At 68.1% G+C, this 13,188-nt stretch carries 16 protein-coding genes; 7 read left to right on the forward strand and 9 right to left on the reverse strand.

The features are described from left to right. The 5 genes from cmk to NL126_RS13445 form a co-directional block, all read right to left on the reverse strand. A complete protein-coding gene (gene cmk, locus NL126_RS13425; protein WP_255195386.1) occupies nucleotides 1–576 on the reverse strand; it encodes a (d)CMP kinase in 576 nt (191 codons plus the stop codon). 94 nt (nucleotides 577–670) lie between these two features. Then, nucleotides 671–1,546 carry a DUF106 domain-containing protein gene (locus NL126_RS13430; protein WP_255195387.1) on the reverse strand — a complete coding sequence of 292 codons (876 nt, stop codon included), beginning with the start codon at nucleotides 1,544–1,546 and terminating at the stop codon, nucleotides 671–673. Nucleotides 1,547–1,598: 52 nt separating this feature from the next. Continuing rightward, nucleotides 1,599–1,997 carry a hotdog family protein gene (locus NL126_RS13435; protein WP_255195388.1) on the reverse strand — a complete coding sequence of 133 codons (399 nt, stop codon included), beginning with the start codon at nucleotides 1,995–1,997 and terminating at the stop codon, nucleotides 1,599–1,601. Nucleotides 1,998–2,037: 40 nt separating this feature from the next. Further along, complete coding sequence (locus NL126_RS13440; protein WP_255195389.1) at nucleotides 2,038–2,277, reverse strand: hypothetical protein; 240 nt, start codon at nucleotides 2,275–2,277, stop codon at nucleotides 2,038–2,040. Between the two features lie 70 nt (nucleotides 2,278–2,347). After that, complete coding sequence (locus NL126_RS13445) at nucleotides 2,348–2,995, reverse strand: adenylate kinase (RefSeq protein ID WP_255195390.1); 648 nt, start codon at nucleotides 2,993–2,995, stop codon at nucleotides 2,348–2,350. Nucleotides 2,996–3,086: 91 nt separating this feature from the next. On the opposite strand from NL126_RS13445, the gene NL126_RS13450 reads away from it, so the two are divergent. From NL126_RS13450 to NL126_RS13475, 6 genes are all read left to right on the forward strand, one after another. Beyond that, nucleotides 3,087–3,683 carry a class I SAM-dependent methyltransferase gene (locus NL126_RS13450; RefSeq protein WP_255195391.1) on the forward strand — a complete coding sequence of 199 codons (597 nt, stop codon included), beginning with the start codon at nucleotides 3,087–3,089 and terminating at the stop codon, nucleotides 3,681–3,683. A gap of 51 nt (nucleotides 3,684–3,734) precedes the next feature. Then, complete coding sequence (locus NL126_RS13455; RefSeq protein ID WP_255195392.1) at nucleotides 3,735–4,085, forward strand: DUF7975 family protein; 351 nt, start codon at nucleotides 3,735–3,737, stop codon at nucleotides 4,083–4,085. A gap of 41 nt (nucleotides 4,086–4,126) precedes the next feature. Next, the gene (locus NL126_RS13460; protein WP_255195393.1) at nucleotides 4,127–4,807 is read left to right on the forward strand and encodes a potassium channel family protein; all 681 of its coding nucleotides are present in this window, start codon (nucleotides 4,127–4,129) and stop codon (nucleotides 4,805–4,807) included. Between the two features lie 3 nt (nucleotides 4,808–4,810). After that, the gene (locus tag NL126_RS13465; protein ID WP_255195394.1) at nucleotides 4,811–6,490 is read left to right on the forward strand and encodes a potassium transporter TrkG; all 1,680 of its coding nucleotides are present in this window, start codon (nucleotides 4,811–4,813) and stop codon (nucleotides 6,488–6,490) included. A gap of 96 nt (nucleotides 6,491–6,586) precedes the next feature. Continuing rightward, nucleotides 6,587–7,405 carry an aldo/keto reductase gene (locus NL126_RS13470; RefSeq protein ID WP_255195395.1) on the forward strand — a complete coding sequence of 273 codons (819 nt, stop codon included), beginning with the start codon at nucleotides 6,587–6,589 and terminating at the stop codon, nucleotides 7,403–7,405. 59 nt (nucleotides 7,406–7,464) lie between these two features. Continuing rightward, on the forward strand, nucleotides 7,465–8,151 hold the full coding sequence (locus NL126_RS13475; protein WP_255195396.1) for an MBL fold metallo-hydrolase: 687 nt from the start codon (nucleotides 7,465–7,467) through the stop codon (nucleotides 8,149–8,151). Nucleotides 8,152–8,229: 78 nt separating this feature from the next. Here the strand turns inward: NL126_RS13475 and NL126_RS13480 are convergent, their stop codons facing one another. Beyond that, nucleotides 8,230–8,565, reverse strand: a complete 336-nt coding sequence (locus NL126_RS13480; RefSeq protein ID WP_255195397.1) for a DUF7126 family protein — start codon at nucleotides 8,563–8,565, stop codon at nucleotides 8,230–8,232. 116 nt (nucleotides 8,566–8,681) lie between these two features. On the opposite strand from NL126_RS13480, the gene NL126_RS13485 reads away from it, so the two are divergent. Continuing rightward, nucleotides 8,682–9,866 (forward strand): pyridoxal-phosphate-dependent aminotransferase family protein, encoded by a 1,185-nt coding sequence (locus NL126_RS13485; protein WP_255195398.1) that lies wholly within the window; start codon nucleotides 8,682–8,684, stop codon nucleotides 9,864–9,866. Here the strand turns inward: NL126_RS13485 and NL126_RS13490 are convergent, their stop codons facing one another. The 3 genes from NL126_RS13490 to pyrG all read right to left on the reverse strand — a co-directional run bounded on the left by NL126_RS13490 (nucleotide 9,867) and on the right by pyrG (nucleotide 13,067). Then, on the reverse strand, nucleotides 9,867–10,196 hold the full coding sequence (locus NL126_RS13490; protein ID WP_255198847.1) for a hypothetical protein: 330 nt from the start codon (nucleotides 10,194–10,196) through the stop codon (nucleotides 9,867–9,869). A 298-nt stretch (nucleotides 10,197–10,494) separates the two neighbouring features. Next, nucleotides 10,495–11,412, reverse strand: a complete 918-nt coding sequence (gene guaA / locus NL126_RS13495; protein WP_255195399.1) for a glutamine-hydrolyzing GMP synthase — start codon at nucleotides 11,410–11,412, stop codon at nucleotides 10,495–10,497. After that, nucleotides 11,412–13,067, reverse strand: coding sequence for a glutamine hydrolyzing CTP synthase (pyrG, locus tag NL126_RS13500; protein ID WP_255195400.1), 1,656 nt, complete (start codon nucleotides 13,065–13,067; stop codon nucleotides 11,412–11,414). Before pyrG ends, guaA begins: the two co-directional genes overlap by 1 nt. Nucleotides 13,068–13,188 lie beyond the last annotated feature (121 nt).

A 13,188-nucleotide genomic window follows, 5' to 3' on the forward strand; every position in this document is an offset into this window, starting at 1 on the left:
TCAGAACTCGTAGTCGACGGTGACCGGGGTCTTCCCCTCGTCGCCCTCAGGGTTGTACGCTTCGACGACGGCGGCGATGGCCTCGACGACCCCGTCGGGGTCGAGCCGCGAGGTGTTCAACACGAGGTCGTAGATGGAGAGGTCGTGGATGTCGATGCCGTAGTACTCCTCGTAGCGCTTGGCCTCGCTCTCGGCGCGCTCGCGCGTCTCGGTCTCCGCGAGCTCCGTGGGTTTGTCCTCGCGTTCGGAGATCCGCTGGGCGCGCACGCCGATCGGCGCGTCGAGCCACACGCGGAAGTCCGCGTGTTCGCCGGCCATCCAGCCCGCGAGTCGCGATTCGAGCACGAGGTCGTCTCGCTCGGCGGCAACGTCGCGGAGGCGGCGGTCGAGGTCCCGGTCGATCTGGTCGTCGGTCTCGGCGTGCTTGTTGAGTTCGAGCGGGGTCATCCCCTTCTCGGCGGCGAGGTCGCGGAAGATGTCGCCCCCGGAGACGTGGTCGTAGCCCAGGCGGGCGGCGAGCGCCTTCGCCGCCGTGGACTTCCCACTCCCGGCAGGGCCCGAGATGGTAATCAGCATGTTCCCTCTCGGGCGGTCGCCCTAAAATGGATTACTCTTCATCGGCCCCGTGTGGGCCGCTCGCGTGCGGCCCAGTGTGAAGCGGGTGGGCCGATTACGTCGGCGTCGTCTGGATGTTCAGCGCCTTCCGGATGAGCTGTGTGAAGCTCATCGAACACAGGAAGTACCAGACGATCCACGCCTGCAGTGGCCCGAGGATGCCCTGCTTCCACGTCACCTCACCGACCAGCGGCATGATGAACGTCTCGGGCAGGACGGCCTGCGGCGTGAGGATCATCCAGTACATCCAGAGGAACACCGGAATCGTGAGCAGCATGATCCACACCATCGGGCGGAACTGCTCTTTGAACATCCCGAGGTTGTCGCCCATCGCCTCCATCTGCTCCTCCTGGATCTTGTCGAGCTCGTCGTCGTCACCGCGCTCCTGCGCCTCCTTGCGGCGCTCCTGGATGTCCTTCATGCGCTGCTGGTACTCGGACATCTTGTCCATGTCCATGAGGTTCGCCTGCAGCAGCGTGGAGTAGAGCCCGGTGAACGTCGCCAACACGAGGACGACCGCGTAGAACGGGAGCACCTGGTCGAGCGGCCCGAGGAAGATGTCGATCGTGGAGCCGATGGCGTTGCGCACCGAGGCGATGGAGTAGCCTGCGAACAGCCCGACGGCACCGAGCGCCGCGAGCTTGTCGTACTTCGACCACGAGGAGTCGTCTTCGACCTCCGGCAGGTCGATGTCGTCGTCCTCGAGCGCCGAGCGGATGGCGTCCCGGTCGGCCAGGTTGAACCCGTCGCCGTCGTTCGCGTCCACGAGAATGCCCTTCTCGATGAGTCGACCCCACTGCCCACTGGTGAGCTCGTCGGACACGGCCCCCCACTCCACGGGGTCGTCCTGTTCGAGGAGGTACTCGATGGAGTCCCGCATCTCGCGGTCCTCCCGGACGAGGTCCTCGACCTTCCCAGCTATTCGTGCCATTACCCCTCTTTGCAATCGCGCGCTCTTGAACCTTTTACTCCCGTGCTCATGCTCAGGTCGCGTCCGACGGCTCCGCCCTGATGACGCCGTCGAACGACCCCGTCAACACGACTGCGCCGTCGTCCTCGCGGACGTACTCCAGCTCCGCGGCGACCTCCCAGCCGTCCTCGCGCGGCTCGACGGTGGGGAACTGTGTCGCACACCGGACCGTCTCGCCGGTGTAGACGGGCTTGCGGAACCGGTAGGTCATCGTCCGCGCGAGGACGTTGTACCGTCCGCCGACTTCGGCGGCGAGTGACGCCGTCAACAGCCCGTGGACGAGCAGCCGTCCCGCCTCGTCCGCCTCGAGGTGGTGGTCGCCGCGGTCACCAGTCGCCTCGGCGAACTGTCGGACGTCGCGGTGCTCGAACGTGCGGGTCACCGTGACGACGTCTCCCTCCGAGAGGTCCATACCTACAGCTCAGGCGAGCGTGAGAAAGGTCTGTCGGGGGTCAGAAGACGTAGGGGTCGTCCGCGCCCGCCTGCTCGGGGACGAACCAGTAGCCGTCGGTGTCCTGTTCGACCTCACCGCTCGCCCGGAGCGCCTCCAGTCGCTCTTCGGCCTCATCCTCGGGGAGGGCCATCGCCGCCGCCACGCTGCGCGTGGTGACGCCGTCGCTCCGCTCTACTACCTGCAGCACCTCGTCGCCAGGTGCACCGTCGTCGAAGTCACCGAACTCGTCGTCGTACATACCTCCGAGTCGCGGGTGGGGGTACAAGAACCTATCGTGACCCGGAGTAGCCCGGGAGCGGGTCTGAAACTCAGACGCGCTCGTCGATGGCCGCCTGCACGTTCGCCCAGACCTCATCGGGCGTTCCCTCGCCGTCGACCTCGGCGAACGCCTCGGTGCCATCGTAGTATTCGATGACCGGTTCGGTGTTCTCGCGGAACACCCGGAGGCGCTCGCGGACGGTCTCCTCGGTATCGTCCTCGCGCTGGACGAGCTCACCGCCACACTCGTCACAGACGCCCTCGACCTCGGGCTGGTCGAACTCGACGTGGTAGTTCGCACCGCACTCCGAGCAGACCCGCCGGCCGGTGAGCCGGTCGACCAGCTCCTCCTCGCTCACGTCGAACACGAGGATGACGTCGAGCTCCGTCCGCTCGTCGAGGAACTCCGCTTGGTCGATGTTGCGGGGGTAGCCGTCGAGGACGAAGCCGTCGGCCTCTTCGAGTGCGGTGACGACGATTTCGTTGACGACGGCGTCGGGCACGAGTTCGCCCGCGTCCATGTACTCGCCGGGCGTGTCGTACTCCAGGCCCAGCTCGGAGATGTCCATCCCCTTGTTCGCACGGAGGGCGTCCCCGGTCGTGATGTGGTCGACACTGTACTCGTCGACGATTCGCTTGCTCTGTGTGCCTTTTCCGGCACCCGGCGCGCCGAGCAGCAGTACGCGTGGCTGGCTCATGTCAGCGGCTTCGCGGGGGGTCCGTAAAACGTTGAAGAAACGCGCCGACTTTTGCGGAAGCTTCGAGTCGGTGCGCAGACACGAGGTTCGCATGGACCCCGTCGACCGCACCCGCCGGACGTACGACGCCGTCGCCGAGACGTACCACGAGCGGACCGGCGACATCGATGCGCTCCTCCCCGCGATGGACCGGCTCGTCGACGCGCTGCCCGACCACCCTCGTGTCCTCGACGCCGGCTGTGGCCCCGGGCGGGACGCCGACTGGTTGACCGAGCGCGGCGCACGGGTCGTCGGCGTCGACTTCGCTGGGGGCCAACTCCGGCTCGCTACCCTGGAGGCCCCCGATGCCCTCCTCGTCCAGGGTGACCTGCGCTCGCTCCCCCTCCGCGACGACAGCGTCGACGGCGTCTGGGCCGTCGCGTCGCTCATCCACGTTCCGGACGAGTCGCTCGACGACGCGCTCACAGAACTCCACCGGGTCTGCCGTCCCGGTGGCACGCTGTTCACCTCGATGAAACCCGGGGCGGAGGGGGCGATGGAGCACACGTACGGCTACGACACCGACACGGGGCGGCTCTTCGTCTTCCACGAACCGGAGCCGTTCGCCGACCGGCTCCGCGACGCCGGGTTCACCGTCGAGTCGGTCGAGCCCGAACCGGCGTGGTTCCGGGTGTGGGCCCGGGCGTGAGGTCGCCACCGTGACGCGAGGGGTTTTCAGCCCCGGCGCCGAACCCCGACCATGGCCGAGCCGGCCACCACCCCCACCGACCGTCGGAAGCTCGTCGTCAGCGCCGTGCTGACCCACCGGAAGCAGGGCACACCGGCCGTGTTCCACGCCGATGGCGTTCGCCTCGCGTACGACGACCGGCTGCTGGAACTGTCGGTCTCGCCGGCCGCCCGCGACCGCCTCGACGACCTCCTCGCCGAGTACCCCGTGTTCAAGGTGAAACAGCCGGAGACTAGGAAGGCGCCCGATGGGACGGTGTTCGTCTCTGCGATTGCAGACCCGAAGCACCTCGCAGACTTCGTCGAGGACTGCTTCCGCCGGGTGTACGAACGCGAGAAGGCGTACGCGCTGACGGTCGACTGAATGGGTAGGTTTTCAGTAGCCCCCCGAGTACCGACGGCCGGATGTATATCGTCATCGTCGGCGCGGGCGACATCGGTACCCCGCTCATCGAGATCGCCACCCGGGGTGGCAACGAGGTCGTCGTCGTCGAGAACGACCCCGAGCGGGCCGACCGCGCGGCGACCACCTTCGACTGTCTCGTCATCGAGGCCGACGCGACGCTGAAGGAGACGCTCGTCGACGCGGGCGCCGACCGCGCGGACGCTATCATCTCGACGACCGACCAGGACGCGACCAACATCATGGTCAGCCTGCTCGCGGGCGAACTCGAGGTGCCCGAAATCGTGAGCGTGGTCCACGACCCCCAGCACATGGGGCTGTTCGAGCGCATCGGCGTCAACACGATGCAGAACCCCCAGCGGCTCATCGCGGACTACCTCTACCGCGCGGTCAAGCGCCCCTCGCTCGTCGACTACATGCGCATCGGCGAGCAGGCGGAGGTGTTCGAGATCATCGTCGGCGAGCGCGCGCCCATCGCCGGGCTGACGCTCGCGGAGGCCGCGGACGGGGGCCTCCTCCGCAGCGACATGCTCGTCGTCGCCATCGAGCGTGACGGCGAGGGCTCCCCGATTACCCCGCGCGGCGGCACGCACATCGAGCCGGGCGACCTCCTCACGGTCTACTCCGCGGAGGGGGCGACGCCCGAGGTGACCGACGTGTTCGGCCACTACGAGGACCACTGAGGGATGAGCCGGCGCACCGGTGTGAACGGGCTCTCGGCGGACCTCGCCACCATCGTCCGCGACGTGGGCTCGCTACTGCTCATCCAGGCGCTGATGATGTCGGTCAGCGTGCTGGTCGCGCTCGCCTTCCGCGAGTGGACGGTCGCGCTGGCGTTCCTCACCGCGGGCGGGCTCACCGCGAGCGTCGGCGGGTTCGTCCGGTGGCGGTTCGACGACGCGCCCGCCCCGCTGATGAAACACGGGATGGTCATCGCCGCCGCGGGCTGGTTCACGACGGCGGTCTTCGGGGCGCTCCCGCTCCTGCTGGCCGCGCACTTCACGCCCGTCGAGGCCTACGTGGCGTTCGTTCCCGCGGGCGCAGGTTGGGAGCCGGCGACCGTCCTCGGCGTCTCCTCCCGCTCCTCCCTCGTCTACTTCCGTCACCCGCTGCACGCGCTGTTCGAGTCGATGTCCGGATGGACCGGCTCGGGGCTCACGATGGCCGTCCACGAGCCGTCGCTCCCTCGGGCGGTCCAGTGGTGGCGGTCGTTCATCCAGTGGGTCGGCGGCGTGGGTGTCATCGTCCTCACCGTCTCCATCCTCGCGCGTCCGGGGTCGGGCAGTTACGCGCTGTACCGCTCTGAGGCCCGCGAGGAGAAGATTCACCCCAGCATCGTCTCGACGGTCCGGACGGTCTGGAAGATCTTCGTCGCGTACACCGTCCTCTCGGTGGCTGTCCTCTTTCTCGCCATCGTCGCCTCGCCGTACGGCTCGCGACTCCCCTTGTGGGAGGCCGGCTGGCAGGCGCTCAACCACGCGATGACCGGGCTCTCGACCGGCGGGTTCTCCGTCACGGACAACTCCATCGGAACGTACAACAGCCCGCTCATCGAGACGGTGCTCCTCCCGGTGATGACGCTCGGCGCCATCGCGTTCCCGATTCACTACGCCGTCCTCAGGGACCGGGACTTCGGCCGGCTCGTCGGTGACCTCCAGACGAAGTGGCTGTTCGTGCTGCTCGCCGCCGGCTCGCTCCTCCTGGTGCTCCAGAACGCCGTGTTCACCGCACCCGGCGACGGCTTCGGCGCCGTCGTCGAGGTGCCCGCCGCGCTCGCGTCCCTGGTGTCGGTCGGTGAACTCGACGCGGGCCGCGACGCCGTCTTCCAGTTCGTGAGCGCGCTCACCTGCACAGGGTTCCAGTCGTCGCCCATCGGGAACTGGTCCGACGGCGGGAAACTCGTGGTGAGCGTGGCGATGACGCTCGGCGGCGCCGCCGGGTCGACCGTGGGTGGCATCAAGATCATCCGTGGCTACACCATCGCCAAGGGGATCCGCTGGCAGTTCCACCGCGTGTTCCTCCCGGCGAACGCCGTCGTCACCACCACTATCGGCGACCGCACGCTCAGACGCGACGCGATGGAGCGGGAGTTCTCCGAGGCCGCCATCGTCTCGTTCCTCTGGGTCATCGTGCTGCTCGCCTCCAGCCTGCTGCTCGTGAACGTCGCGTCCGGGTTCTCCTACGCCGACGCGCTGTTCGAGGTCGCGTCCGCACAGGGGAACGTCGGGCTCTCGACGGGCATCACCGGCCCCACGATGCCCCGGCTCGCAGAGGTGATGTTCCTCTTCAACATGTGGGTCGGCCGGCTCGAAATCATCCCCGTGCTCGTGTTCGCCCGCGCGGCCCTCTACGGGCTCGACCCCTGAGCGACACGCGCTGGCGTCCCTCCCGCCGCCGCGACGCGAGCCGGCAACCCTCACGTCGGTCGGCACGTACTTTCCGCCGGGGCGCGTTCGACCGACATGGACCACGTCTCCGTTCAGGGCGTCGACGTCCCCGCGCTGGGGCTCGGCACCTGGCGTCTCACCGGCGAGCAGTGTTACGCGACCGTCTCCGCCGCCCTCCAGCTCGGCTACCGACACATCGACACCGCACAGGCGTACGGCAACGAGCGGCAGGTCGGCGACGCCATCCGCGACAGCCCCGTCGACCGCGAGGACGTCTTCCTCGTCACGAAACTCGACTGGGACAACCGCCGGTACGACGACGTGCTTCGCTCCACCGAGGCGTCGCTCGCCCGCCTCGACACCGACACCATCGATCTCCTGCTCATCCACGCCCCTCGCCCCGGGGTGCCCGTCGCCGAGACGCTCGACGCGATGAACGAACTCGTCGCCGCCGGCAAAGTCGAGCACATCGGCGTCTCGAACTTCGACGTCGACCGGCTCCACGAGGCGCGCGAGCTGTCGGACGCGCCCATCTTCGCCGACCAGGTGCAGTTCTCGCCGTACTGGCTCCAGTCGGCACTCCTCGACTACTGCAACATCCACGACGTGCTCGTCACCGCGTACAGCCCGCTCGCTCACGGCCAGGCCATCGACGACCCCGTCCTCGAAGCCATCGGGCGCCGCTACGGCAAGTCCGCCGCACAGGTCGCGCTCCGCTGGCTCGTCCAGCAGGAAGGCGTCTGCACCATCCCGAAGGCCACCTCCCACGAGCATCTGCAGGCGAACATGGACATCTTCGACTTCGAACTCACCCCCGAGGAGATGCGCCGGGCCCGCCGCCCCAACAAGGGGAAGGCGCTGTGGGGGATGGTCCGCGGCGGCCTACCATTCTAGCGTCCCGGCAGCGCCCCGGCGGCGCCACGGTATAAGTTAGTTCGTCACCAACCCCCGGTATGGTCACCGAACTTCGCGAGGGGGTGTGGCGTATCGACTGCGGGAGCGTCAACGCCTACCTCGCAGACGACGACGTCCTCACGCTCGTCGACGCGGGCTGGCCCAACGACGCCGGCACCATCCGGCGGGCCGTCGAGGAGGCTGGGTTCATCGTCGGCGACATCGAGCGGATCCTCGTCACACACTACGACCTCGACCACGTCGGCGCCCTCTCGAAGCTCGGTACCGACGCGCCCATCTACATGGGTGCTGGCGACGTCGGCTTCTACGTCGGCGACGAGAAACCCCCGTTCGGCAACCGGAAGGGCGCCCTCCAGCGCGTCGCCGGAACGCTCGTCGCCAGACCGGGGCGACAGGTCAAGAGCGTCGCGGACGGCGACACCATCGGCTCGTTCACGGCGTTCCACACGCCCGGCCACACGCCCGGCCACACGGCGTACGTCAGCGAGGAACTGAGCGTCGCGTTCGTCGGGGACCTCGTCATGGAGCGCAGCGGGAAGCTCCGGGCCTCGCCGTGGCACATCAGCTACGACACCGACCGCGTGCACGACTCCATCCACTATCTCGCGGACCAGGAGCCCGCCGTCGAGGTGCTGGCGATGGGCCACGGCACCCCGTTCGTCCGGAACGGGGCGGTGCGACTCGCGGAACTCGGCGAGGAACTCGAAGCGGCGACGGCGCCCTGACGCATCGGTACTGTCGTGCCTGCCCAGGTCGACCGCACGCAGTCGTGCGGTCGAGCCTGCCCTGACGTCCGACAGTACCTACTGCGCGCCGTTCGCGGCGACCTCTTCTGCGACGAAGGCCGGTTCGAGCAGGTTCGGGTCGAGGATGTGGCCGGCCTGCCCCTTCGCGAACTCCGGCAGCGAGTCGTGCGCGTAGACGACCACGCGAACCTCCGGGTTGAGGTCCTTCGCCACCGGAATCGACGTGGCGAGCCCGGCGTCGGTGATCACGAGCACGTCCGCGTCGACGATGCCCGCGTCCTCGAGTGCGGGGCGGTCGGCGGTGCCCGTGGCCCGTGACACTTCGACACCCTCGGCGGTCAGCGCGTCCCCGAGCCCGTCAGAATCAGCGCCCGCGATGACTGCGCGCGTCATGCTTCGACTCAGCCCAGCCGCGGGCTTAAGGGTTGCCTCGTCGTCGAGGGCCGAGCCGTGTCACCGTGCATCGTGGTCGCTGGTCCTTTTTTGGTCTCCTGGCCCCTTCTGCCGGTATGGAAGCGCCCGACATCGACGAACTCGTGCCGGCTGACCGGACGCTGATGGGTCCGGGTCCGAGCGACGTCCATCCCCGCGTGCTCCGCGCGATGGCGACCCCGCTCGTCGGCTACCTCGACCCCACGTTCGTGGACGTGATGAACGACGTGCAGGCCGGCCTCAGATACCTCCTCCAGACCGACAACGAACACACGCTCGCCGTCTCCGGGACGGGGTCGGCGGCGATGGAGTGTGCGTTCGGCAACCTCGTCGAGCCCGGCGAGACCGTTCTCGTGCCGGACAACGGCTACTTCGGACAGCGGATGGGCGAGATGGCCGACCGTGCGGGCGGCGACGTCGCCACCGTCGACGCACCGTGGGGCGAACCGCTCTCCGTCGCGGACATCGAGGCCGCCTTCGCCGACCACCAGCCGCGCGTCGTCGGCATCGTCCACGGCGAGACCTCGACCGGGGTCAAACAGGGCGACATCGACGCCATCGTCGACGTCGCACACGACCACGACGCGTACGTCATCGTCGACACCGTCGCCTCACTGGGGGGCGTCGAGTTCCGCACCGACGACTGGAACGTCGACGTCGTCTACTCCGGCTCGCAGAAGTGCCTCTCGGCGCCGCCGGGTGCCAGCCCCATCACGTTCTCCGAGCGCGCCGTCGAGAAGGTCTGGGGGAGAGAGACGCAGTCGAACTCGTGGTATCTCGACCTCGAAGGCCTCTGGAGCTACTGGGGTGACGACCCCGCGTACCACCACACCGGGATGACCTCGACGCTCTACGCCGCCCGCGAGGCGCTCCGACTCGTCGCGGAGGAGGGCATCGAGGCGCGGTGGGACCGCCACGAACGCATGGCCGGCGCGCTCGTCGCGGGCGTGGAGGCGATGGGGCTCTCGATCCTCCCTGCCGAGGCCGACTGGCTCCCGAGTCTCAATGCGGTGCGGCTCCCTGCCGACGCGGACGGGGGCGAACTGACGGCGACGATGCTGGCGGACCACGACATCGAGATCGCCGGTGGACTGGGCGCACTCGCGGGCGACATCGTCCGCGTCGGCTGTATGGGCCACTCCGCGCGGCCGTCGAACGTCCTCCAGACGGTGGGCGCACTGGGGCGGTCGCTGGAGGCGCAGGGCGTCGACGTCGATACGGGTGCCGGCGTCGCGGCCGCCAACGCCGCACTGGACGAGTAATCAGTCGTTCGCGGACGGCTTCGGCATCGATCGACCGTCTCCCTGTCGCAGCGACTCGAACGCGACGGGGTTCTCCCACAGCTCTCTGAGCGTCGCCGCGGCCAGGAACCGCGTCGGGGCGGCGACCCACTCTTCGGTGGTGGGGTCGTCCGGTTCGGGCGCGTCAGTGTCGTGCCACCACGCGACGTAGCGACCGTCGTCGAGTTCGACGGTCGGAAACATCCGCCCGTTGACGACCACGTCGATGCGCGTGCCGTCGGCCACCGCGGGCCGGTCGTCCTCCTCGTCGTCGGCCACGATGAGCTCGATGGGGACGTGGCTCTCGGCCATCGCGCTCACCGCCGCTCCCTCCTCGCTCGGTCGACCCCGCGGTACATACCGACATCCGTGGACGTGGAACTACAAAAAAGCGCGTCGGTCAGGCGTCAGACGCTCGCCCTCGCAACTCACGGCGGCGTCGCCGCCGTTCGCAATACCGTGGCTTCACTGCGTCCGGCCACGCGACTCGCGTGTCGCTCCCTACGGTCGCTCCCGCTCGCTGTAACCGAGGGCTCGCTGACTCACGGGCTTCGCCCGTTCGTCTTGTCGTGGCCTCGCTCTGCTCGGCCACGCACCGCTCGCCCTCGCTCTACTCGTACTCGATGGTCGCCGGCGGCTTGTGCGTCACGTCGTAGACGACGCGCGCCACGTTGTCGTGCGCGCCGGTGATGCGCGACTGGATACGCTGGAGCGTCTCCCAGTCGAGCTCCTGTGCGCGGGCGGTCATCCCGTCGCGCGACTCGACGGAGCGGACGGCGACGACCCAGCCGTGGACGCGGTTGTCGCCCTTGACGCCGGTGGCCTTGCCGATGACCGCCCCGAAGGCCTGCCACGGCTCGTACTCTTCGAGCTCCTCCTCGACGACGTGACACGCTTCGCGGGCGACCTCGACCTTCTCGCGGGTGACCTCGCCGATGACGCGTACGGCGAGCCCGGGGCCCGGGAACGGCATCCGCTCGGCGATGATGGACTCGAGCCCGAGTGCGCGTGCGACCTCGCGGACTTCGTCCTTGTAGAGGTCGCGGACCGGCTCGACGATGCCCTCGAAGTCCACGACGTCGGGGAGTCCGCCGACGTTGTGGTGCGACTTGATGTTGCCCTCGCTTTCGATGCGGTCGGGGTAGATGGTCCCCTGCACGAGGTAGTCGGCGCCCGCCTCCTGCGCCTCGCGCTCGAACTCACGGATGAACTGCTCGCCGATGACGTGGCGCTTCTCCTCGGGGTCCGTCACGCCCTCGAGCGCGCCGAGGAAGCGGTCCTCGGCGTGGACGACCTTCAGGCCGTCCATGAACGCGAACGTCTCCTCGATCTGTTCGGTCTCGCCCTTCCGCATGAGGCCGGTGTCGACGTAGACAGCAGTGAGGTGCTCGCCGATGGCCTCGTGGGTGAGCGCGGCGGCGACGGAGGAGTCGACGCCCCCGGAGAGGGCGATGATGGCCTCGTCGTCGCCGACCGTCTCGCGGATCTCGGCTTTCGCGTCCGTGATGAACTCCTCGACGTTCACCATCAGGCGCTCACCTCCTCGGCCTCTTCCTCGTCCGTGGCAAGGACGGCGTCGAGCAGGCCGACGAACGGCGGCGACGCGCGCCCGGGGCGCGACCGGAACTCGGGGTGGAACTGCGTCCCGACGAAGTACGGGTGCTCGTCGGTGTCGAGCTCCAGAATCTCCATCCGGTTGCCCGCGCGCCCGGAGAACACCATGCCCGCCTCTTCGAGCTGGTCGATGTACTCTGGGTTCACCTCGTAGCGGTGGCGGTGCCGCTCCGTACAGGAGTCACCGCCGTAGAGGTCGGCGGCGAGCGTCCCGTCCTGTATCTGCGTCTCGTGCGCGCCGAGTCGCATCGTCCCGCCCATGTCCTCCACTTCGTACTGCTCGGGGAGGATGTCGATGACCGGATGGGGAGCGTCCTCGTCGAGTTCCGTCGAGTTCGCCCCCTCCAGCCCACAGACGTTGCGGGCGTACTCGATGACGCCCATCTGGAAGCCGAGACAGAGCCCCAAGAAGGGCACGTCGTTCTCGCGGGCGTAGCGGACGGCCTCGACTTTCCCCTCGGTCCCTCGCGCGCCGAACCCACCGGGGACGATGAGCCCGTCCGCCGACTCGAGCCGGTCGCGGTGGTCGCCGTTCATCTCCTCGGTGTCGACCCACAGCACGTTCACGTCGACGCCGTGTTCGAGTCCGGCGTGTTTCAGCGCCTCGTGAACGGACAGGTAGGCGTCTTCGAGGTCGTACTTGCCGGCGAGCGCGATGTCGACCTCGCCGGTGGTCTCGCGGGTGACGAGTTCGCGCCAGCCGTTCTTCCGCGCCTCGTGTGGCAAGGCCTCGTCGGCGATGTCGAGCCGCTCCATCACGTACTGGTCGAGCCCCTCGTCTTCGACCATCAACGGGACGTGGTAGATGTCCTCGACGTCCGGGTTCGAGAAGACGGCCTCGGTCGGCACGTCACAGAAGAGGGCGATCTTCCGCTTCGTCTCGGCGTCGAGTTTGTCCTCACAGCGCCCGACGAGGATGTCGGGCTGGAGGCCGATGCTGCGAAGTTCCTTCACGGAGTGCTGCGTGGGCTTCGTCTTCTGCTCGCCGTTCTTCGAGTACGGGACGAGCGTGACGTGCGTGAAGAGGATGTCCTCCTCGTCCTCCTCGTGGGCGAACTGGCGGAGCGCTTCGAGGTAGGGCATCCCCTCGATGTCACCGACCGTGCCACCCACCTCGACGATACAGACGTCGTGGCCCTCGGCGGCTTCACGGATGCGGCGCTTGATGTCGTCGGTGATATGGGGAATAATCTGGACAGTCTTCCCCAGGTAGTCTCCCGCGCGCTCCTTCTGGATGACGTGCTGGTACGTCTTCCCGGTAGTGACGTTGTGGTCGAACGTCATGTCGATGTCGAGGAACCGTTCGTAGTTCCCCAGGTCGAGGTCGACTTCTCCCCCATCTTTCAGCACGTACACCTCACCGTGCTGGTAGGGGTTCATCGTTCCAGCGTCGACGTTCAGATACGGGTCGATCTTGACGGCCGTGACGTCGAACCCGGCGTTGGCGAGCAACCGCCCGGTGCTCGCGGCAGTAATCCCTTTGCCGAGTCCAGACATCACGCCGCCGGTGACGAACACGAACTTCCGCCCCAGTGTGGGGTCGTAATCCGTGACGGGCTCCGTCGGCATACCGAGTGTGTGCGAGGCCGCGGTAAAACCGTTGCGGACCGGCGAACCGTCAGGGAATCGATAGCACGCCGTCGCCGGGTTTTCCGGCTCGACTGGAGTCCTCCGGGGGGCGTGACTGCCC

It is taken from the genome of Halorarius litoreus (genome assembly GCF_024362405.1).
GTDB classification, from domain to species: domain Archaea; phylum Halobacteriota; class Halobacteria; order Halobacteriales; family Haloarculaceae; genus Halorarius; species Halorarius litoreus.

Coding starts and splice junctions, on each gene's coding strand:
- NL126_RS13450 (WP_255195391.1), top strand. CDS start 3,087: ATGGACCCCGTCGACCGCACCCGCCGGACGTACGACGCCGTCGCCGAG.
- guaA (WP_255195399.1), bottom strand. CDS start 11,412: ATGGTGAACGTCGAGGAGTTCATCACGGACGCGAAAGCCGAGATCCGC.
- NL126_RS13475 (WP_255195396.1), top strand. CDS start 7,465: ATGGTCACCGAACTTCGCGAGGGGGTGTGGCGTATCGACTGCGGGAGC.
- NL126_RS13480 (WP_255195397.1), bottom strand. CDS start 8,565: ATGACGCGCGCAGTCATCGCGGGCGCTGATTCTGACGGGCTCGGGGAC.
- NL126_RS13455 (WP_255195392.1), top strand. CDS start 3,735: ATGGCCGAGCCGGCCACCACCCCCACCGACCGTCGGAAGCTCGTCGTC.
- NL126_RS13490 (WP_255198847.1), bottom strand. CDS start 10,196: ATGGCCGAGAGCCACGTCCCCATCGAGCTCATCGTGGCCGACGACGAG.
- pyrG (WP_255195400.1), bottom strand. CDS start 13,067: ATGCCGACGGAGCCCGTCACGGATTACGACCCCACACTGGGGCGGAAG.
- NL126_RS13440 (WP_255195389.1), bottom strand. CDS start 2,277: ATGTACGACGACGAGTTCGGTGACTTCGACGACGGTGCACCTGGCGAC.
- NL126_RS13445 (WP_255195390.1), bottom strand. CDS start 2,995: ATGAGCCAGCCACGCGTACTGCTGCTCGGCGCGCCGGGTGCCGGAAAA.
- NL126_RS13470 (WP_255195395.1), top strand. CDS start 6,587: ATGGACCACGTCTCCGTTCAGGGCGTCGACGTCCCCGCGCTGGGGCTC.
- NL126_RS13485 (WP_255195398.1), top strand. CDS start 8,682: ATGGAAGCGCCCGACATCGACGAACTCGTGCCGGCTGACCGGACGCTG.
- NL126_RS13465 (WP_255195394.1), top strand. CDS start 4,811: ATGAGCCGGCGCACCGGTGTGAACGGGCTCTCGGCGGACCTCGCCACC.
- cmk (WP_255195386.1), bottom strand. CDS start 576: ATGCTGATTACCATCTCGGGCCCTGCCGGGAGTGGGAAGTCCACGGCG.
- NL126_RS13435 (WP_255195388.1), bottom strand. CDS start 1,997: ATGGACCTCTCGGAGGGAGACGTCGTCACGGTGACCCGCACGTTCGAG.
- NL126_RS13460 (WP_255195393.1), top strand. CDS start 4,127: ATGTATATCGTCATCGTCGGCGCGGGCGACATCGGTACCCCGCTCATC.
- NL126_RS13430 (WP_255195387.1), bottom strand. CDS start 1,546: ATGGCACGAATAGCTGGGAAGGTCGAGGACCTCGTCCGGGAGGACCGC.